General features: G+C 41.1%; 18 protein-coding genes and 1 tRNA gene. 5 read left to right on the forward strand and 14 right to left on the reverse strand.

The features are described 5' to 3' along the window. Positions 1–264: 264 nt before the first annotated feature. From ADJ77_RS13630 to ribF, 9 genes are all read right to left on the reverse strand, one after another. Positions 265–1,323, reverse strand: coding sequence for a PAAR domain-containing protein (locus tag ADJ77_RS13630; protein WP_025079081.1), 1,059 nt, complete (start codon positions 1,321–1,323; stop codon positions 265–267). A gap of 3 nt (positions 1,324–1,326) precedes the next feature. Further along, positions 1,327–2,229 (reverse strand): phage baseplate assembly protein V, encoded by a 903-nt coding sequence (locus tag ADJ77_RS14085; RefSeq protein ID WP_208595990.1) that lies wholly within the window; start codon positions 2,227–2,229, stop codon positions 1,327–1,329. A 21-nt stretch (positions 2,230–2,250) separates the two neighbouring features. After that, a complete protein-coding gene (locus ADJ77_RS12300; protein ID WP_025079080.1) occupies positions 2,251–2,595 on the reverse strand; it encodes a DUF4280 domain-containing protein in 345 nt (114 codons plus the stop codon). Between the two features lies 1 nt (position 2,596). Further along, positions 2,597–3,220, reverse strand: a complete 624-nt coding sequence (locus ADJ77_RS12305; RefSeq protein WP_025079079.1) for a hypothetical protein — start codon at positions 3,218–3,220, stop codon at positions 2,597–2,599. Between the two features lie 12 nt (positions 3,221–3,232). Continuing rightward, positions 3,233–6,373, reverse strand: coding sequence for a phage baseplate assembly protein V (locus tag ADJ77_RS12310; protein WP_050696482.1), 3,141 nt, complete (start codon positions 6,371–6,373; stop codon positions 3,233–3,235). 130 nt (positions 6,374–6,503) lie between these two features. Continuing rightward, a complete protein-coding gene (gene tssD, locus ADJ77_RS12315; RefSeq protein ID WP_050696135.1) occupies positions 6,504–6,902 on the reverse strand; it encodes a type VI secretion system tube protein TssD in 399 nt (132 codons plus the stop codon). A 1,538-nt stretch (positions 6,903–8,440) separates the two neighbouring features. Further along, positions 8,441–9,085: a tetratricopeptide repeat protein gene (locus ADJ77_RS12320; protein WP_025078934.1), complete on the reverse strand. Its 645-nt coding sequence runs from the start codon at positions 9,083–9,085 to the stop codon at positions 8,441–8,443. Positions 9,086–9,381: 296 nt separating this feature from the next. After that, complete coding sequence (locus ADJ77_RS12325; RefSeq protein ID WP_025078933.1) at positions 9,382–10,215, reverse strand: CPBP family intramembrane glutamic endopeptidase; 834 nt, start codon at positions 10,213–10,215, stop codon at positions 9,382–9,384. Between the two features lie 11 nt (positions 10,216–10,226). Beyond that, on the reverse strand, positions 10,227–11,198 hold the full coding sequence (gene ribF / locus ADJ77_RS12330; protein ID WP_025078932.1) for a riboflavin biosynthesis protein RibF: 972 nt from the start codon (positions 11,196–11,198) through the stop codon (positions 10,227–10,229). 165 nt (positions 11,199–11,363) lie between these two features. Between ribF and ADJ77_RS12335 the strand changes: the two genes are divergently transcribed. From ADJ77_RS12335 to ADJ77_RS12355, 5 genes are all read left to right on the forward strand, one after another. Beyond that, positions 11,364–11,437: transfer RNA gene (locus ADJ77_RS12335), tRNA-Ile, on the forward strand. A gap of 464 nt (positions 11,438–11,901) precedes the next feature. Further along, positions 11,902–12,537, forward strand: coding sequence for a hypothetical protein (locus tag ADJ77_RS12340; RefSeq protein ID WP_025078931.1), 636 nt, complete (start codon positions 11,902–11,904; stop codon positions 12,535–12,537). Continuing rightward, positions 12,534–13,610, forward strand: coding sequence for a helix-turn-helix domain-containing protein (locus ADJ77_RS12345; RefSeq protein ID WP_025078930.1), 1,077 nt, complete (start codon positions 12,534–12,536; stop codon positions 13,608–13,610). The genes ADJ77_RS12340 and ADJ77_RS12345 overlap by 4 nt, the downstream gene beginning before the upstream one ends. 585 nt (positions 13,611–14,195) lie before the next feature. Next, positions 14,196–14,504, forward strand: a complete 309-nt coding sequence (locus ADJ77_RS12350; protein WP_025078929.1) for a helix-turn-helix domain-containing protein — start codon at positions 14,196–14,198, stop codon at positions 14,502–14,504. Between the two features lie 3 nt (positions 14,505–14,507). Further along, complete coding sequence (locus ADJ77_RS12355; protein WP_050696484.1) at positions 14,508–16,205, forward strand: Eco57I restriction-modification methylase domain-containing protein; 1,698 nt, start codon at positions 14,508–14,510, stop codon at positions 16,203–16,205. On the opposite strand, the gene ADJ77_RS12360 is transcribed toward ADJ77_RS12355, so the two are convergent. The 5 genes from ADJ77_RS12360 to ADJ77_RS12380 all read right to left on the reverse strand — a co-directional run bounded on the left by ADJ77_RS12360 (position 16,183) and on the right by ADJ77_RS12380 (position 20,120). Next, positions 16,183–17,304 carry a hypothetical protein gene (locus tag ADJ77_RS12360; protein ID WP_050696485.1) on the reverse strand — a complete coding sequence of 374 codons (1,122 nt, stop codon included), beginning with the start codon at positions 17,302–17,304 and terminating at the stop codon, positions 16,183–16,185. The genes ADJ77_RS12355 and ADJ77_RS12360 overlap by 23 nt on opposite strands. A gap of 401 nt (positions 17,305–17,705) precedes the next feature. After that, positions 17,706–17,894 (reverse strand): hypothetical protein, encoded by a 189-nt coding sequence (locus ADJ77_RS12365; protein WP_025078926.1) that lies wholly within the window; start codon positions 17,892–17,894, stop codon positions 17,706–17,708. Positions 17,895–17,916: 22 nt separating this feature from the next. Then, positions 17,917–18,417: a hypothetical protein gene (locus ADJ77_RS12370; RefSeq protein ID WP_234398159.1), complete on the reverse strand. Its 501-nt coding sequence runs from the start codon at positions 18,415–18,417 to the stop codon at positions 17,917–17,919. 84 nt (positions 18,418–18,501) lie between these two features. After that, positions 18,502–19,734: a relaxase/mobilization nuclease domain-containing protein gene (locus tag ADJ77_RS12375; protein ID WP_025078924.1), complete on the reverse strand. Its 1,233-nt coding sequence runs from the start codon at positions 19,732–19,734 to the stop codon at positions 18,502–18,504. Positions 19,735–19,748: 14 nt separating this feature from the next. Beyond that, positions 19,749–20,120, reverse strand: coding sequence for a plasmid mobilization protein (locus ADJ77_RS12380; RefSeq protein WP_050696534.1), 372 nt, complete (start codon positions 20,118–20,120; stop codon positions 19,749–19,751). Positions 20,121–20,257 lie beyond the last annotated feature (137 nt).

The following is a 20,257-nucleotide window of genomic DNA, read 5'->3' on the forward strand; positions in this document are numbered from 1 at the left end:
ATTTTATCGCAACTCTTGCGACAAGGATTATCAAATTGAATACAATAATGAGAAGTGCCGAATTGAAGAAACTGAAACAATATCCCAATGCTTCTGTATTGGAACGTAAAAGCAAGACGCTGAGTGCATACATTGCAGATGTCCCTAATAAACATAATAAATAATTAATTGCAAGTTTCTTAATATGGTATTTCTTATACATCACGAATGATAAGAAATAAAATATAAAACATAAAATAATAAATAAAGCAAATCTCATTGTTACTAATCTCCAATTATTACCGTAGAACTTCCGGTTAGTACCGTTCCATTTTTGGGTTCTACAATTCCTAACACATCATTTATATATCCGATTACTCCTAAAACAGGCTCCTTAAGGAATTTTAAAGATAAGGTCACAGACAAATCACCCTCAATACCAACAAAAACTGCTAATTTACCTCCAATTTCAAAATGAGCTTCCGCATCATCAAGATCAAGATAGAAACCTATGTTTGTAGAGGCACCTACGTCAGCAAGACTGCCTCCATACTTATATTCACCTTTTAAGATACCGAAGTAATCATACTTTCCTTCAACATCATATTTTACAACTCCGGCCTCAGCTCCAGCACTGAACATTTGCCCATATCTCATTTCTTCAGTATCAATTATGTATTCGGACTTTGCATTTGCTTCGGCGTAGAAAAGATCTGCACTTGCTCCTGCCTCTTGATACAGTTCACCCTCTTTTCCTATATGCCCTTTTATTTCATCATGTAACACACTACCACCTATTTCACCTTCAGCTCCGTAAGTGCCTTCATTGTAAATTCCACCTTTAGCCTGACCTGACATATAAGAGAGGCCCGTTTCAAAGCCAACCCCAAGCCCCTTATCTCCAAAGGGTTTCCAGTCAGGAGTTTTTATTTTCGTATCAAAAACCGAAGCACTAGCGTCAACTGTGTCATATTCACCATTTTGATTTTTATCCGTAAGAGATAAACTGGCTCCAAACATATTAGCATAGCCATCATTAGGAAGCTGCCTTTTAAGATCCGAGCTGTAATCATACTCTTTTGGCTTTAGACCTAATTCTGGTAATGGGAGTTCTCCACACATAGTTGGGTCCCCTTTACGAGCTGCAGCCTTACCGTTTATTAAAACGGTAGAAGAGCCTTCTTTTATGACTCCTCCACCATTATGCCCCAGTGAAGGGCATACAAAGCCGTCCCCTACCCTTGCTGCAGGGAGTCCGTCTATAAACACATCAAAACTACCTGTATTTATAAGTCCGGAATGTCCGGCTGTGTCAATTCCCGTACGGGCTGCACCTTTACCCATTTTTTATGAGTTTAACTTGACCTTTGAAGCATTAATGGAAACTTCGGAAGAACCATTAACCAATACCTTATCCGAAGCAGAAGCAATGGTCATTTGAGTTTTTGATATTACACCCGTCTGACCATCACTGGATACAACAGAAAGACTATTACCAAACATTTTTGCCATTAAAGGGGTAATATGCAACATACTTTTATTAGCTGTGATGGCGCTCTCTATAGATGAGTCTACCAAGAATTTCTTACAACTGATCTTAATATTTCCATCAGACGACATTGTAAGGGTACTTGAGCCAACCTTTAGGGTAATACTTTTTTTACTTGTCAAATCAATTACTCCTTGATTATCCATCGACAAAGCAGACTGTGTCCCGGAGCCTTTTTTCCCGCCAACATTAATTTTTGTAGCATTACCAGAATTAATGACATGTGACTGTCTTGATGTTGCGGTAAGATTGCCATTACCATCAAAGTTCATTTTAACGCCGCCCTTATCGTGCAATGTAACGCTACCCTTTGAGTCATCGAGCATCAGCGAGCTGCCGCTGCGGCTGGTAAGGCTCTTGCAGTTGTTGCCCTTGCCGCCGCCACCACCTGTCGATTCGTTGAACAGGCTGCCCATGACATAGGGACGGGAGGAATCGCCGTGGCGGAAGCCGACGAGGACATGGTCGCCTACCTCGGGGATGAAGACGAAGCCGCGGTTGGACTTCACGTCACCGCTCTTGCCTGCATCAGGGGTCATCACACGGATCCAGTTCGTGTTCATGTCGTCAGCCTGCCAGTTCATGCGTACAGGCACACGGTCCTTTCCGTCAGGGTCAGCATTGCCGAGTACGGTTGCTATCTGGGTCTCGGTCAGTGGCATACGCTGTCTATTGGTACAAAGACATCTACAACGCATCATAAGGGTTGAAAGTGAGTGTTTTTATTCACTCTCCACAAACGTATTACTTCCTGTATCAACAAAAGATATTCTTCCGCCTTTGGCACACATACAGAATGACTGCTCCGTCAGCTTTTTCATCCCATTGACGCTGTCTTTCTGTGTTGTTTGCTGCCAGCCTTGGGGTTGAGGAATACAGGATGGATAGGGATAACTGTATCTACACACACCAAAACAGGGGATATTATCTAAACCTATTTTATCCTCCTCCGTCGCTACCAATGCTCCCGAAATACTTCGGAAACTTTGACTAAGAACCGTCAACTTAGCTTGCCAAGTTCCTAAAGTACAACACATAATAGCTCCATCAGTTACAATTTTCACCATTTTACTTTATTATAGGATTTGTACCTTTCTTTATAATTTCTCCTGTATTGGCATTTATTCTAATAGAAACTATATTTGATCCTACCTTGTAATGAATAATCCATACTGGTATATTGGTTTTATCACTTACATATCGCCTTATAGAAACATTCTTATCGAATAAATCCAGCTTTAACTCTTCCTTTACAAACTTCTCTACTTTCTCCCATGGATATTTTTTATAAGGAAGATCTTTATCTATAGCTTCTATTAAATAACCATTCTCATCATATATTTTCCAAAGACCTATATTAAACTCATTATAATAATACTTTCCTACTTTCTTGAGTGTCTTAGTTTTATTATAGAATTCTTTGTAAGTGCCAAATAGTTCATTCTGTTTCCTTGCATATTCAACAAACTCAGACCCATTGTCTCCCCCAAACTGACGTACTTTCCCCTGTAAGTAATCTTCAAAAATATACTCACTTCCTTGTCTTTGTGTGTAATATTTCCACGAATCAAATTTCTCAGTTGTTCTTTCCATATTCTTGTTCTTTTTGATATTATTACTATCGGCATTCTGTGCTTTACAACCGCTTATTATCATAAGTGCTGTAATCAAAATAATTATTTGCTTCATCATTCTTATATAAACTTAATTAGTAGTCTGTCGATTTTTTCTCCGTTCCTCCTCTTTTTTCAATTGAGCTATTGTCAGCAATTTTTTGTGGAGAATGTCCCATTGGAATTGCCATGTAGCTACTACAGGTATAGGATTGTCAGATACGTCTGAATAATCCATAATATTATCTGTTTTATTCTTCTCAAAAGTATGTAAGTTTGAACTACTAAATGAATGGTATAATCCCAATGCATGAAATAGCTCATGTGCGCAGGTGGTATCGTGCAAGCCTGGTGCTAATACAACAACTTCCTTAGAGCGAATTTTTCTGGCTTGTCCATATAATCTTTCATCTTCATTCTTTTCGTTAAGAAAAAATATTTTGTGATACTCCTTATATTTTGACGTTACCTTGTCTCCATTAAATGTCTTTGCAAGGTATTTAAATACACGAGTAGGCAATTCTGTTCCCTTTAGATAGCCTCCTTCTGTATAAGCGAGAAAAGCTGTCTTCCGCTCTTGTGTTGTTAAATCAAGCTCACATTCCTTTATATTAGCATCTATATAACATTGGGCAAAATAATTTTCTAAGATAGTTTTATGAGAAGAACATTCTGGTGGATATGAGATGTTATTATCTTTAATACAAGTCTTCACCCTCACCAACACCACATCCAAGGCATACCGATGCTTGTCATCATTGGCTTTTACAATTAATTTACCTGCCAGCGATTTATTCTCCTGCCCATCATAGGCATAAAGACATATCTCCTTGTCTTCCGAGAACTCTTGTTTGCATGTTATTCTCAACGTGTCTCCGTTTTCACCTTTGTAAGAGCCCTTGTCACATATTTTAACAGTGGTCTTGTTTAAAGAAAAGAGTTTAGTGTCATATTCGTATTTAAATGATTTGGCTTTCTCATTAACGTCTATGTTCAAAACCAAATCGGCAGAATTGCCTTGTCTCAGAGTCATCACTGGTACTACATAGAGATAGTCTGTTGATTTTTTACCATCATCAGTCCCTGTAGTAAGAGTAGCAGCTTTAGCGGCTTCTGCTTCTTTCTTCTTCCAAGGTATGATATACTGTTGCTTGTATTCGGATAGGAACTTATAGTATTTATTGGTTTTTTGTTTGAAGTTATTCCCTTCTCCCTTACAAGAACCGATTATCTTGTCGTAGCGGTTTTCCTCTATATCTCCAGTTCTCTCCGAGTCTGCAAAACGTACCCAGTCAAAGCCGAACTCGCCGCTATAACTTTCTGATGTTCTAAACTGTACACATACCTTTGTTCCTATTTCCTCTTTTACTGTTTCATATTCTTTAGCTGTATTCAGTTCGTGCATGCCTTGTTCTCCACGCATCTCCATCGTACCTTGTGAATTCACCACCGTCTTGTTTGCAGAATGTATAAAAAGTTCCTGCTCGCCTACCACATTCGTCTCCGGAGCCTCGATCTTTATTTGATTCTGAGAGTTGAGCAATGCCTTTCCAGCCTGAGTGTGGAAGAAGTCCGCAACAAGCTGCTGCATGAAGGGTGTGTTTACCAATATCTTCTGCATCACATTGGTCAGCAGCATATTACCAATGTTCGTTGTCTGTGTGTTCCCAACGTTGACTTGCAGGTCGTGACCTGCCATGAAGGACATATCATTACCAGCATGGAGCTGTATGTTCTTAGGGGCATTAAGCAAGATGTTTCCATTTCCATCCAAATGAATGGAACTGCCGCCTGCATCTTTTATTTCAAGTGACCTGTTATCATCGTTGAGGATAACGGAAATGCCACTACGTGTCCTGAGACTTTTAATACTGTTCTTTGGACCGCCGCCCTTTCCCGTGAAACCGTTGAACAGGCTGCCCATGGCATAGGGACGGGAGGGGTCGCCGTGGCGGAAGCCGACGAGGACATGGTCGCCTACCTCGGGGATGAATACGAAGCCGCGGTTGCTCTTCACGTCACTACTGCTACCACCATCCGGTGTCATCACACGGATCCAGTTCGTGTTCATGTCGTCAGCCTGCCAGTTCATCCGCACCTGGATGCGGCCGCTGCCCTTAGGGTCGTCGTTCCTGGTCACCGTCGCCATCTGCGTCTCGGCATGCGGGATGCGTGCGTCGGGTACGGGAATCACCTCAAGGGCGGAGGGGAGAGCCTTGAAACGGTTGCGGTAGTAGCCGTCCTCGCCCACCTCGTGCACGATCTCGGTGATGATGAACTCGCCCAGCGTCCTGCGGGAGAGGGACCTGAAGGACTGGTAGAAGGAGCTGTCTATCTTGACGACGCTGCCCACGCACAGCCCCGGGACACGGCTCTCGGCGGTGACGTAGTGGCTCTCCGCCGTCTCTGCCGACTGCTTGCGGCGCATGTAGTCCACCAGCTCCGGACCGGAGTTGACACGCTGCTCGGCATACTGGCGTGCAGGGACGCTGAACAGCTTCATCGAGGCTGCCACCGCCTTGCGGGCAAGGAGGTCCTGCCCGGCCGTCTCCGACGGGCTCGCCTCGTCCATCTGCTGGTCGGACGAGGAGTGGTAGCTGTAGGCCTTCTTGGGACGGGCAAGCGTCTGGATGCCGATGTCAAGCGACGAGAGGGTGGTGCCGAACTCAAGGCAGACCGAGTCGGGAAGTGTCTTGGGGCGGCCGAAGACGAGGGATGTGCCGTCATAGTAGAGCCATTCCTTGTACTGTGAGGCAAGGCGGCGGATGAAACCGAACTGGGACTCGCCGTACTGGCAGAGATAGTCAGGCCTGCCGTCATAGGCGGCATTGACCCGTGACCCAACATTCGCATCGTCACAGAGCCGGCTGACGATCTCTCCGATCTTCTTCCCTGTCCATGAGAAGTTGCCGGGGGCGGTCTCCAGTCGGTAGGTGGCGGAGTAGCCGGACACGACGAGATGCCCGAACTCGCTGTCCTCACGGTGCATGTGGACGTTCGTCACCACGCCCAGGAAGGAGGTGCTGCCGTCTATGCGGACGGTCAGGGGCTCGCTGAGCCAGTCGGAGCTGCCGCCCATGTCATGTGAGAAGCGGCTGCTGCCGGTCTCGAGGTCGAGGACCAGCTCGAAGTAATGATGGTCGCCTATGCGCTGTTCCAGGCGGAAGGACTTGAAGGTAGGGATTGCAGTGTCACCGATGGTCACGGTGAAGCGTATGTCGGGAAATGCCATGTCGTATCGTTTTTACTGTGGTGATGTCTGTCGGGAAAGGGATGATCATAAGGAAAGGGATGTAGGCATAAGGCAGGAGGGCATGCCGGGAGCCCTGCTCCCTGACATACCCTCCCTGCTGTCCGTCGGCTTATGTGCGTGGCCAGCGGTTGTCAAGCTCCGCATTGCCCACCGTGATGGTCTCCGCAGAGAAGGTCATCGCAATGGTCATCGGAGTCTCGTTCTCAACGTTCAGCGTCTCCTTGTAGTGGACGATGTACGCATTCCTGAAGCAGATCTCCTTCATCTTCGCGTCCTCCTCGGTCTTCTTGTAGACGATCTTGCCCTCGACGGCCTTGAACTGGCTGTTGAGCATGGCCTCGATGGCCGTAGTGTCGTCCGTTGACTCTACCGTCACGCTTACGCGGCCGCCCGAGATGCTTGATGAAGGCTTGCCCTTGCTGTCGGTGTTGCGGCTGAACTCGTAGTTGGAATAGAGTACGTCATACTCCTTGCCACCCAATTCCAATGTTGCTCTGAATGAACCCATGATTGAAAAAATTTTAAGTTGTTAATAAATAATGATCAGAGAGGCAACTCTGCATCATCCTGCAAGGGACAAAAAAAGAGAAAACCTCAAACAACTTCCTGAAGTCTCCTCTGTGCGGCTGTGAACAGTCTTGCTCTGGAAGAAGAGGAAGAATTGCAATCTGTTGTATAATAGAATATTGTTTCCTACAATATATACGCAAATATATACTGCAAATATAGAAAGATAACCCCGTACATGCAAGTTTCTCATCCGTATTTTATCCACCTTTAACATTCCTTGTCAGGTTTTCGTTATTGCTGCCCGATAAGATAGAAACAGCATACGCTCCAAAGCGGAATCACTTTCAGTCCAGCCCAGTTCATCAGGACCTGGATGGTTTGGGCTTGAACTGACAACTGACAGGCATCTGACAAACACTTGTTCTCAACTATTACTGTCCGACAACACTACACCTGGCAGGCAGCAATACTGGTTCATCCGTTAAATGCGTGGACATTTTTCGTATAGCTGTAACGGAAGAAGCGAAGTTATGCGTTAAACAAAAAGACAGTCAAGACCGTCTTGGCAGTTTATTTTATTCATACTCCGACACAGAAAACCTTTTCATGTCAATACTTTGAAACAGCAGACAATGGATTGAAAAATCATGACATAATTTCGGGTAAAATACCTGCAGATAAAGGCAAAAACACGTGTAAAAAGCAAGTCTGCAACTAACAGTAAATCAATTAGTTATAAGGTCATGCAAGAAAAGGTGCTTAATTGGACTCCAAAAGGGCGTCAGTTAGACCTCAAAAGGGCGTCTATTGCAAGCCAATTGGGCGTCTTTTAGAAGCCAAGAGACCATCAGTTTGATTTCACATTTTGAAATATTTGTACAAAAATGTTGTTCGGGTCACTACAAAGGAACATGATGACAGCTTTTAAAGAAGCAGGAAGATGAATGTCCACGCATTTAACGGAAGAAGCATTTTTTCGAGGGATGGTCATTAACTCCTCCTATGGGAGAAAGGAGAATAGTGTATTCAGGGCAGACTGTATGCATTTAAATATGGTTCTTCCGAAATATGGCGTGATGAAGTAAGCCTACTCATTATAAGGCACACAGAGAAATGGAGAACGCGGAGGTGAAAGCAATTCACGGAGGTGCCGAAGGCACAAAGAGCGACGGAGACGCAGCATACAGGTTGCAGATAGCTTTGGGGATAAATGTTATTCATAAATCTTACGAATAAAAGCTCTGATAAAACTCGCAAATATCCTCCGTTGCTCCATGCACCGACGGTGTCTCCGTGGCTGACGTTTTCTGCCATTTAAAAACCTCCGTTCACTCCATTTCTCTGTGTACTAAACTTTGACGTTTTACTTTTCTATGGTGTTAGCCTTCTGTGCCATCCCCGACCTTTAGCTCTGTCTGTCTGTTGCATCTGCTTGTCAGTGCACTCTGTGAGAGATAATTCTTCAAGGTTCTAAACTCAAAAGGCAAACCTTATCACTTCAAATTGCTGAAGACCCTTGAAAAAGACCATCTACACTTAATTCGAGACGAAGTCCTTGAGAAGCTGCTCACGTGGAGTCTCAACAAAATGCTTCATAAGAATATCATTCGCTTTGAGTTCCTCTTCGTTTGAAGCAAGATTGTTTCTCTCAGCCTTGTACATTGCCTTTGCCTTCTCAGGTCCTTCTATCAGTATAATGGTAACATAGCGGTTTATCTCGTGTGCACTTTTATGGTCCTCCTCGTAGCGTCTCTTGAAGTTTTCTTCAGCACGCTTATAATAGTCCATAGCCTCCTTCCTGTCCCCCATCTTCTCATAGAACAGACCCGCTCCAAGCAGCGTGTAAGGTTCCGTGGGATTACGTTTCAGATAAGCATTCAGCGTCTCTAACGCCAGTGCCATCTCACCCTGGTTCTTGAGGAACTCCGCCTTGTTAGCGTAGGCAAGTTGGTAATCAGCATCCTTTGCTATGGCACTGTCAAGCAGGGATATAGCCTTCTTCACGGAATCCGGTGAGTTCGACCGTCTTGAATACGTTTCGACCGCCTTGTTGTTTAATTCGATTACTGCGGAGTCAGGTTGATGGACGCAGCTAAGCTCCTGCTTGTCCTGTGCTTTGCAGGATGTCAGCGTGAGAAGCAGGAACAGTGACGATGCTAAAAAAAGAAGATTACGATTCATAGTTTTAAATATTTGAAGTTCAGACATAAGATAATTTCATTGTCAATGTTAGTAGTTGTTTCCATTCAGGCGAAGCGTATCTACCTCAGTGCCTGCACAAAACCAAAGCTACTTTCGGGGCAAAGATAACGTTTTTTATCTAAGCAACAAACAAATTAGCAAAAAAGTTTTTATATGATTACGAAAACCGTTATATCCTTTTTCTTACACGCAACCTGTCAACTTGTTAACTCGTCAACCTGTCTACTCGCAGACTTGTTCGTTTGCAAACAAAAGTACGCAATGACTTTATGTTTTTACCTTTGCTCCTTTGCCCGCTTCATCCTCATCCCCAGCTGGAAGAGGGTAGGGAGAAAGATACAGAGCGAGAAGAACAGACCGCCGTACATCATACGGTCGTTGCCATGGAAGAGGTCGATGAGCTTACCGTCGTTCATGTGAGGCATTAGATTGAACATAAGATAAGCCACGCTGTTGTTCACCCAGTGGAGAACGAAGCCCGGAAGGATGCTGCCTGTACGGTAATACATCCAACCCAGCAGCAGACCAATCAGAAAAGCGTGTATGCCCTGGGCTAAATTGAAGTGGATGGCACCGAATATCAGTGCCGGAACCATTATGGCTATCCAGTGATTACGTTCGCCCAACACATTCTGCAGGACACGCTGGATGCCGCCACGGAAGACCACCTCCTCGGCTATCGGTACCATAACACCCAAGGCTACATAGCCCCAGGACACTTTCATGATGCTTTCAAACATTGCCTCCGTTTCCGATGGCATAGTGAGGTTTATCTTCTCAAAGATGAATTCCATCGGCAGAATCGAACCCAAACCAAGGAGTGCTGCCCAGCAGAGAACACCCCAAGGGCGTGTCTTCAAGTAGTTGCCTGACACGGGAGCCCAGCGCATCCCGACGAACAAGCCGAAGGTTATCAGACTGCTGATGACGGCAGTGATGGCAAGGCATTCTCCGTCCTTGCTCAGATTTACACCGTTGACAGCCTCAGACCCTCTGAGAAGGGCGACAATCTGAGTGCCGATAACCAAGGAGATGCTCTGAATCAATACGAAGAGCGCAACAAAAAGGATTACATAGAGGACTGACCTCCAGATGTCTTTACTATTCATTTTTCCGATTCTTACGGGTTGTTTATAATACTGTCTTGTATGTTATAAGCCTCATCAAACAGGCGGTTGACACTGTCACGGTCCTGCATCAGCTGTGCGGAAAGGGCATCCAGCGAATCGAAACGACGCTCATCCCTTATCTTGCTGATGAAACTGACGAGCAGTTCCTGCCCATAGAGATTGCCGGTAAAGTTAAAGAGGTTTACCTCCATTGACGTCGTCGTGCCGTTGAACGTCGGGCGTTTGCCGATGTTCATCATGCCCCGCTTCCAGCCGACAGAATCTTTCAGACGCACCGTAACGGCATAGACACCCGCTGCGGGAAGCAGCTGCCGACAACCATTGACATCAAGATTGGCGGTCGGGAAACCCATCCTGCGCCCGTTCTGGCAGCCGTTCACAATGGTGCTCTCAATCGTATAATCATAGCCTAAGAGGCGGTTGGCAGCCTCTATCTCCCCTTGCTGTATGTGGTTTCTGATGACCGAAGAGCTGACTTTTTCGTCATCGGGGAGAAAGGCATCAGCCAGAATGACCTCAATACCCAGCTCACGTCCGTACTGCACATAATGCTCAAATCCCTCCGAACGGTTATGTCCGAAGCGGTTGTCGTAACCGATGATGAGTTTCTTCACGTTCAGCTGTCTGTACAACACTTCTTTCATGAACTCACGTGCGGGCAGTGCTGCCAGCGATTCATCGAAATGCAGCACGATGATATTGTCAACACGTGTCTTCGAGAGTAACAGCAGCTTCCCATCGAGCGTCGACAGCAGTTGCGGCTGGTAGCCAGCCTGCAGCACCTGGCGTGGATGTAGGTCGAAGGTGATGACTGCCGATGCCATCCCTGACCGCTCAGCCTCATCCCTGACCCGACCAATCAGGAACTGATGTCCACGGTGCACGCCATCAAAAAAGCCGATGGTTGCCACCTGTTCTGGCAATCCCTGCTCCTCTCCCTCTTTTATATATATAATGTTCAATTTTATTGTCTTATGAAATCGTTTTCTTTCTTGCAAAGGTACTCCAAATCACCCACAAACATCCTTCCTACTACTCAAAATGTGTTAAAACATTAATTTTCCTTACTCTATGTTTCCCTTTTTCCATTTATTTCATTATCTTTGCACCCGAATTCACCGAATTCCGGACTTGTAGCTCAGTTGGTTAGAGCAACAGACTCATAATCTGGAGGTCCCTGGTTCAAGCCCAGGCTGGTCCACATTCAAAATCAAGCACTTACAGGGTTCCTGTAGGTGTTTTTTCTTTTCGTGGTGACCTTCAGGTGACCTTTTTGAAGCGAAACTCAGCAAGAGTAACCTTTTGAAATTTCATGGGATTGCAGAGAATTTTTATCTTACTACCAGAATGATTTTGAAAAAACATAGTGCATGTTTTAGCAAGACAATACTTTCAACATCATAAAAACGGATAATTCACTTAACAATAAAAGATGAATATGGTTTTCTTTTTTCGTTAGTACAACAATTCATCTACTGGCAGCTTAAAGAATATATTTAGTCCGTATGCCATATATATTGCGTAGAAGCAAACCTGTTTTTGCCTTTTGTCTATAAGTCCAAAATACAAATACACAAAATCTTGATATTTTTATGCGCATTTATTTAAAAGTTTTATGCGGATTATGATGTTTTTTGTATCTTTGCACTCAAAATAAATTGAGTTATGACAAGAAATAACATTTCACAGTTGAGAAATCGGTCGTTATTTCTCTTTTCAGATGAGGAAATGAATCCCCGTCAAGATGCCAATAGGGACGAAGTATCGAAAGCATTTACCCCGTTAGCTAATAATCTTATTGCTAAAATACTTGAAGCAGGCGATTGTTACTTACAGTATGCAGATGAACATGCTGTCGCCCGTCGTGAAAACACATTTTGCGCAAGTAATATGCATGGATTAATAATTGAATATTTATCACAAGTAGAAGGCATTCGGATAGTTCAAATCAGCAAAGGCAACTCTATTTTAGAGATAGGAAGTTATAAAGTATGGATAAAAAAACTTGATACTAAAGGAATGCCATGGGTGAATATTACGAAATCTTCTACCAAGAGAATATACCAAAAGGCAGAAGGTGAAGACACAATGCCAATGCTAATCCTTGGATATCAATTAGATGAAATTGAGAGAATTTCACATGTTTACATATTATACTTGGAAGGGCACCAACATCTTTGGGCACCTATAGATCTTGGTGATATTGCAGCCTCTAACCAAGTCTTAATTACACCAAATTCTTCTAATAATGAACCAATAGTAACAGTGAAGCAAAAAACAAAAAGGTCATATAAAATATGATTAACGGAAAAAGTATAAAAATTGCACGAGAAAGTCGTGGTCTTTCCCAAAGTAAGTTATCCGAATTATTGGGAGTTACCCAAGCTACTCTTTCGAGATTCGAAAAGGGTGTACTAACAGTTGCCCCAGAATTTGTCTCCAAAATAGCTCAGGCACTTAACTATCCGGCATCGTTTTTTGAAAAGGACATTCGTATTGCAGGCGAAACCAGTCTCTTTTACAGGAAAAGAGCGTCAATGACGGTAAAAGATCTTTCTATTCTTGAAAGCAAAATTAGTATTTTGAGCAAAAGTATAGACGAAATGTTGGAGTCAATAAATATTCCTGATTTGAGAATCCCCTCTGTTGAGCCTACAGCAGAAAATAGTCCACAAGAAATAGCTTATAAGATTAGGAATTATTTAGGCGTCCCAGCAGGGCCAATTGATAATATAGTTTCATTACTTGAAAAGAATGGTGTTATCGTAATGTTCTTGGATGTTGATGATATGGAAAAGTTTGATGGCCTAACAATGTTCACAACCAATCAGGCTCCTGTGATTTGGATAAATAGTAACATCTCCAATGATAGAAAACGGTTTAGCATTGCCCATGAATTAGGTCATCTTGTTATGCATCTACGTTCGGAGGACCTTGAGAAACCAGAAAAACAAAAAGAAATCGAAGCAAATGAATTTGCAGGAGAGTTTTTAATGCCAGAAAGCCAATGCAAAGAAGATTTCTTTAATCTGAAATACAAAGATTTAGGAATGAAGAAATATTACTGGAAGGTTTCGAAAGCTGCGATTATATATAGAGCTAAAGAGCTAAAATGCATTTCAGATCAAACATCAAAATACCTATATGTAACTCTTGGACGTTATGGAGAAAGAAAAAATGAGTCAGTTCAAGTTCCAATAGATAGCCCTAAGATTGTAAATAGGATGTTTGAGTTACATATTTCTGAGCTCAATTACTCAATGGATGAACTATCAGACATTGTTGGGTTAATGCCTGATGAGATTAATTCAGAACTGTTAAGTGAAAATAAGACTGTAGCAATAAAACCACACAAATTAATGCTTAATTTTTGAATCGACATGAATTTAAAAACAAAATATTATGCCGATGCATATAGCCCTGACATAAAGACCTTAGCTATATATGTTCGCAAAGCATTTAAACTTGCTGATTCTGACGATGAAGTAGAACGTATAGTTTTATGTGGAATTGGTTTTCGATGATTTATATCATTGTTTATCAACGATATAAGAAAAAATAACGGTACAAATATATTTTGCTAATCAATGATGCGAAATTTGCATTTTGAATGGCAGAATTGGCAAGAAAAAATGAATATTTGACTAAAAATTAACAATAGATAGATATTTTTATGCTTTAACATCTGCTCTACGGAGTGTGGTAAAACGGCAGAACACTTGTCAAGGAATTGCTTTTCACTACTGAAAATGAATACTATATTCGATTTAAGAAACAAGTGAGGTACAAACCATCTGAAATAATATGGTGTAATCTTTTTTTGTAAGATTGTAGGGAATAGATTAAATGACAATTTGAGTTTGTTGCTAAATTTTGGCAATTTGCTCTATTTCCTTGGTTAATTGAAACAATTATTGTAATTTTGTTGACGGAATTTGTCAACAAGAATAGAGTTTAATATGAAATTTACAGAAAAGCTAAAAAGCCTTAGAGAAGCTAATGGGTTTACACAAAGACAAATAGCTTCTATGTTAGATATAGATGTAGCTGTTTATAATCGCTATGAAAAAGGAGAACGCTATATGAAGCGTGAGTTGCTAGATAAAGTGGCTACAATATATCATATATCTGCTGACGAATTAAGTAAGTATTGGCTCGCAGGACAAGTTTATTCACTTCTTTACAAAGAAGAAAATGCTAAGGAGGTCATAAACATGGTTGCTGAAGATATTGTAGAGTATGGAATAAATAAAATGGTGGAGGAATAAATTATGAATAATATACTTAGCGAGATTAAAAAAAATGGAGCTACATTTACTCCTAATAGATTAGCGGATTATTTGTCAAAAAAGATTCTCTCCACAATTGACCCTTCATTATCATCGTTTACGGTATTAGATCCAGCATGTGGTGATGGTTCTTTGTTATCTTCAATATGTAAATTAGGCGGTGCCAAAATTACGTCTTTTATTGGGTATGATACTAATGAAGAATATCTAAAAGACGCCCGTTTATCAATGCAGACAATAGATTCCGAAAATAAATGTAATTTCATTTGTAAGGATTTTCTAACTGTATGTCCCAATGTGGCAAACCTTTACATGGATAATATAAAAAATGAATTTGCAGATATTGTAATAGCCAATCCTCCATATGTAAGGACACAGGTATTAGGTACAACTAAAGCAAAACAATTAGCTCGTGATTTCAATCTTACAGGACGCGTGGATTTATATTATCCCTTTTTTATGGCTATGACAAATGCTCTTAAAAAAGGAGGCATATTGGGTGTTATTACTTCAAATCGTTATCTCAGTACAAAGAGTGGTAGTGATATTCGAAAATATCTTCTTGACAACTATGAGATAATTGAAATAATAGATCTTGGTGATACAAAACTGTTTGATGCAGCTGTGTTGCCTGCTATTTTTATAGGTAAGAAGAAAGAAACACATTCTCTAACACCCAAAGTTGGGAAATATATGAGTATTTATGAAACTGATAAAGGTGATAAAAGTAAAATAGAGTCCTCTTTAAACGATATTTATAATGTACTAGAATCTGATAAACCCGGTAACTATTTGGTCAATGGACAAAAGTACACTCTTAAAATAGGACTACTTAAACATCCAGCAGATAAGAAAGGGATTTGGCAGATGTCCGATGATAAAGAGAATAAATGGATTGAGGCGATTGATGCACATACTGCATTTCGGATAAAAGATAAGTTCAAGGTTAGAGTTGGTATCAAATCCTGTGCAGACAATGTTTTTATATCTCAATTATGGGATAAGGAAGGATGTAAAATTGAAGAAGAACTTCTTTGTCCTATGATTTCACAAGAGAACATTGAAGCATGGACAATTGATAAAGACTCTATGTTGCAAGTCTTATATCCTCATTATTCAAAGAATGGAAAACGTCAAGTATTTGACATTGAAAAATTACCATTAGCATTTCACTATCTTCAAAAACATCGTGAGCAACTAGAAGGGAGAAATTATTTGATGAAAGCAGGGCGAAAGTGGTATGAGTATTGGGTTCCACAAAATCCCGATTTTTGGAAGATGCCTAAAGTCGTTTTCCCAGATATTAGTGTACGTCCTCGATTTTGCTTTGATGAAAGCGGAGCCATTGTAAATGGTAATTGCTATTGGATGTGCGCACAGAATGAAGAAGAAAGGTCGCTATTATTACTAATTGAAGGAGTGAGCAACTCTAGTGTAATGATTAGATATCATGACCTCTGCTTTAACAATAAGCTATATTCAGGACGGAGACGCTATCTTGCTCAATACATTGAACAATATCCTATCCCATCTCCAGAATTAGAGTCTTCAAAACAAATTATGTCACTTGTGGAAAAATTAAATAATAGCTCAGATGCATGTGAAAAAGAGTCACTTGCATCTGAAATTAACAACTTGGTAAAAATATCTTTTGGTATTACTGATTGCCAGGATACTTAGGATTGAAAACAGATTTTCCGCTAAAAGATTCCAAAAAATTCATAGGGATTGAACGTTGGCATTTATAACTTGTTCCATTAACAAAGGTAAATGAATCGCCAAGTTTATTCCCCGGACACAAACTTATACCTTCGATATTTCCGCTTTTATCTGTAAGAGCTATTAAATATCGAACATCTTCTGTTGTTATATTAAGATTCGCATCAATGACAACAGGATTGCTTGGAGAGTATTTGCCCAAATCAACTGTAGGAGAATCTTGAACTTTTATCTCCAATAGTTGATTGGGAATATCGGGATACCCGCCAACCAAAGGGTCATCAACTTGATAGCCAAGGAGGGTTGCCACAAGCCGTTCTAATTCTTGTCCTCGTGTTTTCGTATCTGCGTTTATGAGCTTTCTGCCCAAAAGAGAACTTACTACTTTACTCTTTATGACTTTTAGTGGCAATAACTTTCCAGATTGGGGAGAAGTGGAAATGCTGTCCGTGATATTGAAATCGCCATGTTGGGTATGAGCGGTCATATTAGGGGTATCATTAAAGAAAAGGCATTTTGGAAAAAGGCCCGTAATTTCTTTCCTTTTTGTTTCAGCAATGATAAGTTGGTATTTCATAGTAGGCACACCAAAAACGCCAAAATTATCCACAATATATTGAGGTGTTGCCACAATAATCGTTTTTATTTGTTGCTTATTCGTGTCTATTTGAACTAAAATGAATCTAATATCATCACATTTAATCAATGTATTATCTTTTTTATATCTGACTAATACATTTGAGGTATTGGGGAATCTGTTCCAGACTTGCAAATTATAGCTATTTCCTGTTGTAACGATATACGAATCAGCCAAACATGCTAATAGTTTAGGGACACCTTTCTTTCTCACAGGAACTATTTCAAAATCATTTTTGTCTGCAATCTGAATCCTTCCATCATCCAATTGTTTAGAGATTATTTTACGCAATGCTGATCCATTTGTACGTGGATTCTTAGTTAAAGAGAATTTTGTCCCTATAAGGGGATATAATCTATCTGCAAGCTTTTGCCCAGACATAACATCTGAAATGTTTGCAGGAGGAAAACTCAAATCGCTCATCTACCACTACTTTTATACGAATATAGAAAGTAAATACCCTCTTCTTTGAAAGAAAAGGGCGTGGTAGAGGTTGATACCAAGGCTTAGCACAGCCCACATCAGACAACAACCAAACTGCCCACGCCCTAATATATAAGAGCGTAGCCACCCATCGCCTTGACTGTACTGATGTGTTCATGAAGTGCTAATTCTGGTATCTCAGTCGAGTCAAGGATGCCTTAAACTCATAAACTATTTCTTCCGAATATATTCTTTTTAATGTTTAAACTATAGTTGACTTTTTTGCATAAAATGCCTTGCAAAATTACATAAATAAATTTGGATACACAAGGATATTCCCAACAACGAGTGCTTATATTCTTAATTTTATAATCTAGCATGAGTAAATATATTACATCCGATTATAGTTTAACGCTCTTGTTTTGTCCTCGTTCAATCTTCCAATCATACGCCTCATTAGCAACATCGGCAACTTCTTTGTAGGTCTGCCAATGTCTTATTTTGTCAAAAGGTTGTTGGCTTTCGGTATAGTCACATAACCAAGAACCTACTGCCAGTTGCTGTTCTTTTGTCTTTCCAAATGCTTGCATTACGTTCTTTATGTCTACTGCTTTACTTATTTACAAAAAATATAACATAATAGGCAATGGATGAAACTGTGTATAATAGGCATGGCAGGAATATCCATAACAGAGACTTTACCCAATTATTTGACAACCAAACACCATTATTCTTTGCCATCATATTAGTCATGTCATAGAAATGATGTGAGAGGATTTCTTTGGTTTTCCGCTGGTGATCTTCAAGAAGTTGTCTCTCGTCAGAAACAATACCGTTTCTGTGTTCTGAAAGTTTGTTCCAGTCCGATGTAGAGATTTTAGCACAGATGGTAACATCTTGAATTTTCGAGAATGATTCTTTGATGCCCTTTGCTGCAACATTTGCATTGATTATAGCTTTCCGAAGTATGGAATAGGCTTCATCGAGAGAGTCCTTAGCAGTATCTATACATTTTCTCGCTGCGTCAAATCTCTCACCTGCTTCTGTATAGGCACGAAGCTGACGGTCGAATTTGTCGGAGGTTCGCTCTGTTTCAATGTTCTTATCTATCATATTCTGAAAAGAATCAAAGCCCAAATCTGAGATTTTACTTTTTCCTATAGCCATTTTGATATTTCTGTCTTATGAATATTCTTGTTATCTTCCATATTTTTGTTTCCTACGAGGACGGCACAAATAGTTTGCCATCATAGCGCAACGATATGCCCATCTCAAATCATCATCATCTTTATCACGTCCCCAACTAGAGGTTGCGCCACCGCCTCCACCTCCAGATTGGGCTGCAACGGTAGTTGCTGCATCAATGTATTCTGCAAATAGAAGAATTGCTATTTTCTGGACATCGCCAATTTGGGCGAATACATTATCAACATCAAGGGTAATGTTGTTGTCTATCACATCCAGACAACCCTGGGAAATGTCAACAGGATAGTGATGGAACTCGTCTGTTGAAAAGTCAATGTGTCGCATAACTGAGCTGCTGTCCACAATGTCCAATGGTTTTGTTTCTGGTCGTATTTGAGTATGATGCCCTATCGTTTCTTGCCTTGGTGATGTCAATAAGGTGTTCTCTTGATTCTGGTGATGCAATTTTTCCCATGTCTTTTCAATCTTTAGTGGCATAAGACAACGACCTTTACCAAGTTCAGAAGACTTATATGTAGAGTTACCTCGTTTGATAGAATATCCACGGACTTTACCATTACTGTCCAGATGCGTTTTCACATCATACCCCTTTTGACAGATATATTTTACATAAAGTTCCCAATCAAAGTATGGCATTTTTACCAATACAGATAGGAAATCTTGTGTAATTTTGTCCTTGTTACGTTGGCTCACCTCTTGCGCATCCGTCCAACCTCGCTGTTGTGAAACCTTTGATGCTGCCATCATTGCTCTTTCATAGATATAATGGGCATCATTCACGTTACCCGTCATGTCTATGCGGTTCGCATCAATATGAAGGTGCATGATACCACTCTTACTATCATGGTGTAGAGCAACCACATATTGGCTGTTTTGGAGATTAGTTGTTGTTGCACTTTTGCGCTTCGACTTAGCAGAAAGGTCAATCGCATCAAACTCCCTAATAAAATCATCCGCCAATTTTTGCCAATCTTCAATTTCCCAACCATGAGTCTCTTCTGATGTTGGGGAAACCTCCATTCGTATCATGTTTCGTTTGAGAGGGTGATGACAATTCAACTTATCCTCAAATTTCTTTTGTAAAGCGAGCATTCTTTCCCACATTGCTGTTGGAGCAATATCATCTGGGAGAAGATTGGTTTTTACAATCTCTGCCTTGTCCTTGTCTACGGAGTAACGTATGGCATTTGCCCCATGACTTATAACTTTTGCTTTGGATATCATATCTATTTAGTAAATTATTGGGTTATATATTTCTCAATCTCTATCATTCGGTTTAGTATCGCTTCTGCACTCAACCGCCACTGCCTCATGAATATCTCACTGCGAAGAATATTCTCACGCTCAGACAATGGTCGTCCTTTGAGGAAACCAAACAGTTTCTGTATGTCCCCTCTGGCATCAGAAAGACTATTCAATGCTTCCATTTCCTTGTCGGTTAGTCTCTGCTTGGGATATTTCCCCTCCAGACGTTTGCGTGCGTATGCACTTGCGGTCAGCCCACAAAGCGAGGCGTATTCCTCAATCTCCTTATGAAGCTGTGATGTCAGTCTCACTATAAGACGACTCGTATATTTGGGTGCGTTTAGTTCTGTCTTTTTCTTTTTCATATATGTGATTTTTGTAAAGTGTGTGTAACCCAATGCGAGCTTGCGAGTGTTCAAGGAGTCCATCGGCATACTGACAAGCAAAGCGAGTTTTGTATGACATTGGTATTTCTTGCAACACCGCTATCAATTTCACCGCA

Source organism: Prevotella fusca JCM 17724 (assembly GCF_001262015.1).
In the GTDB taxonomy this organism is placed as follows: domain Bacteria; phylum Bacteroidota; class Bacteroidia; order Bacteroidales; family Bacteroidaceae; genus Prevotella; species Prevotella fusca.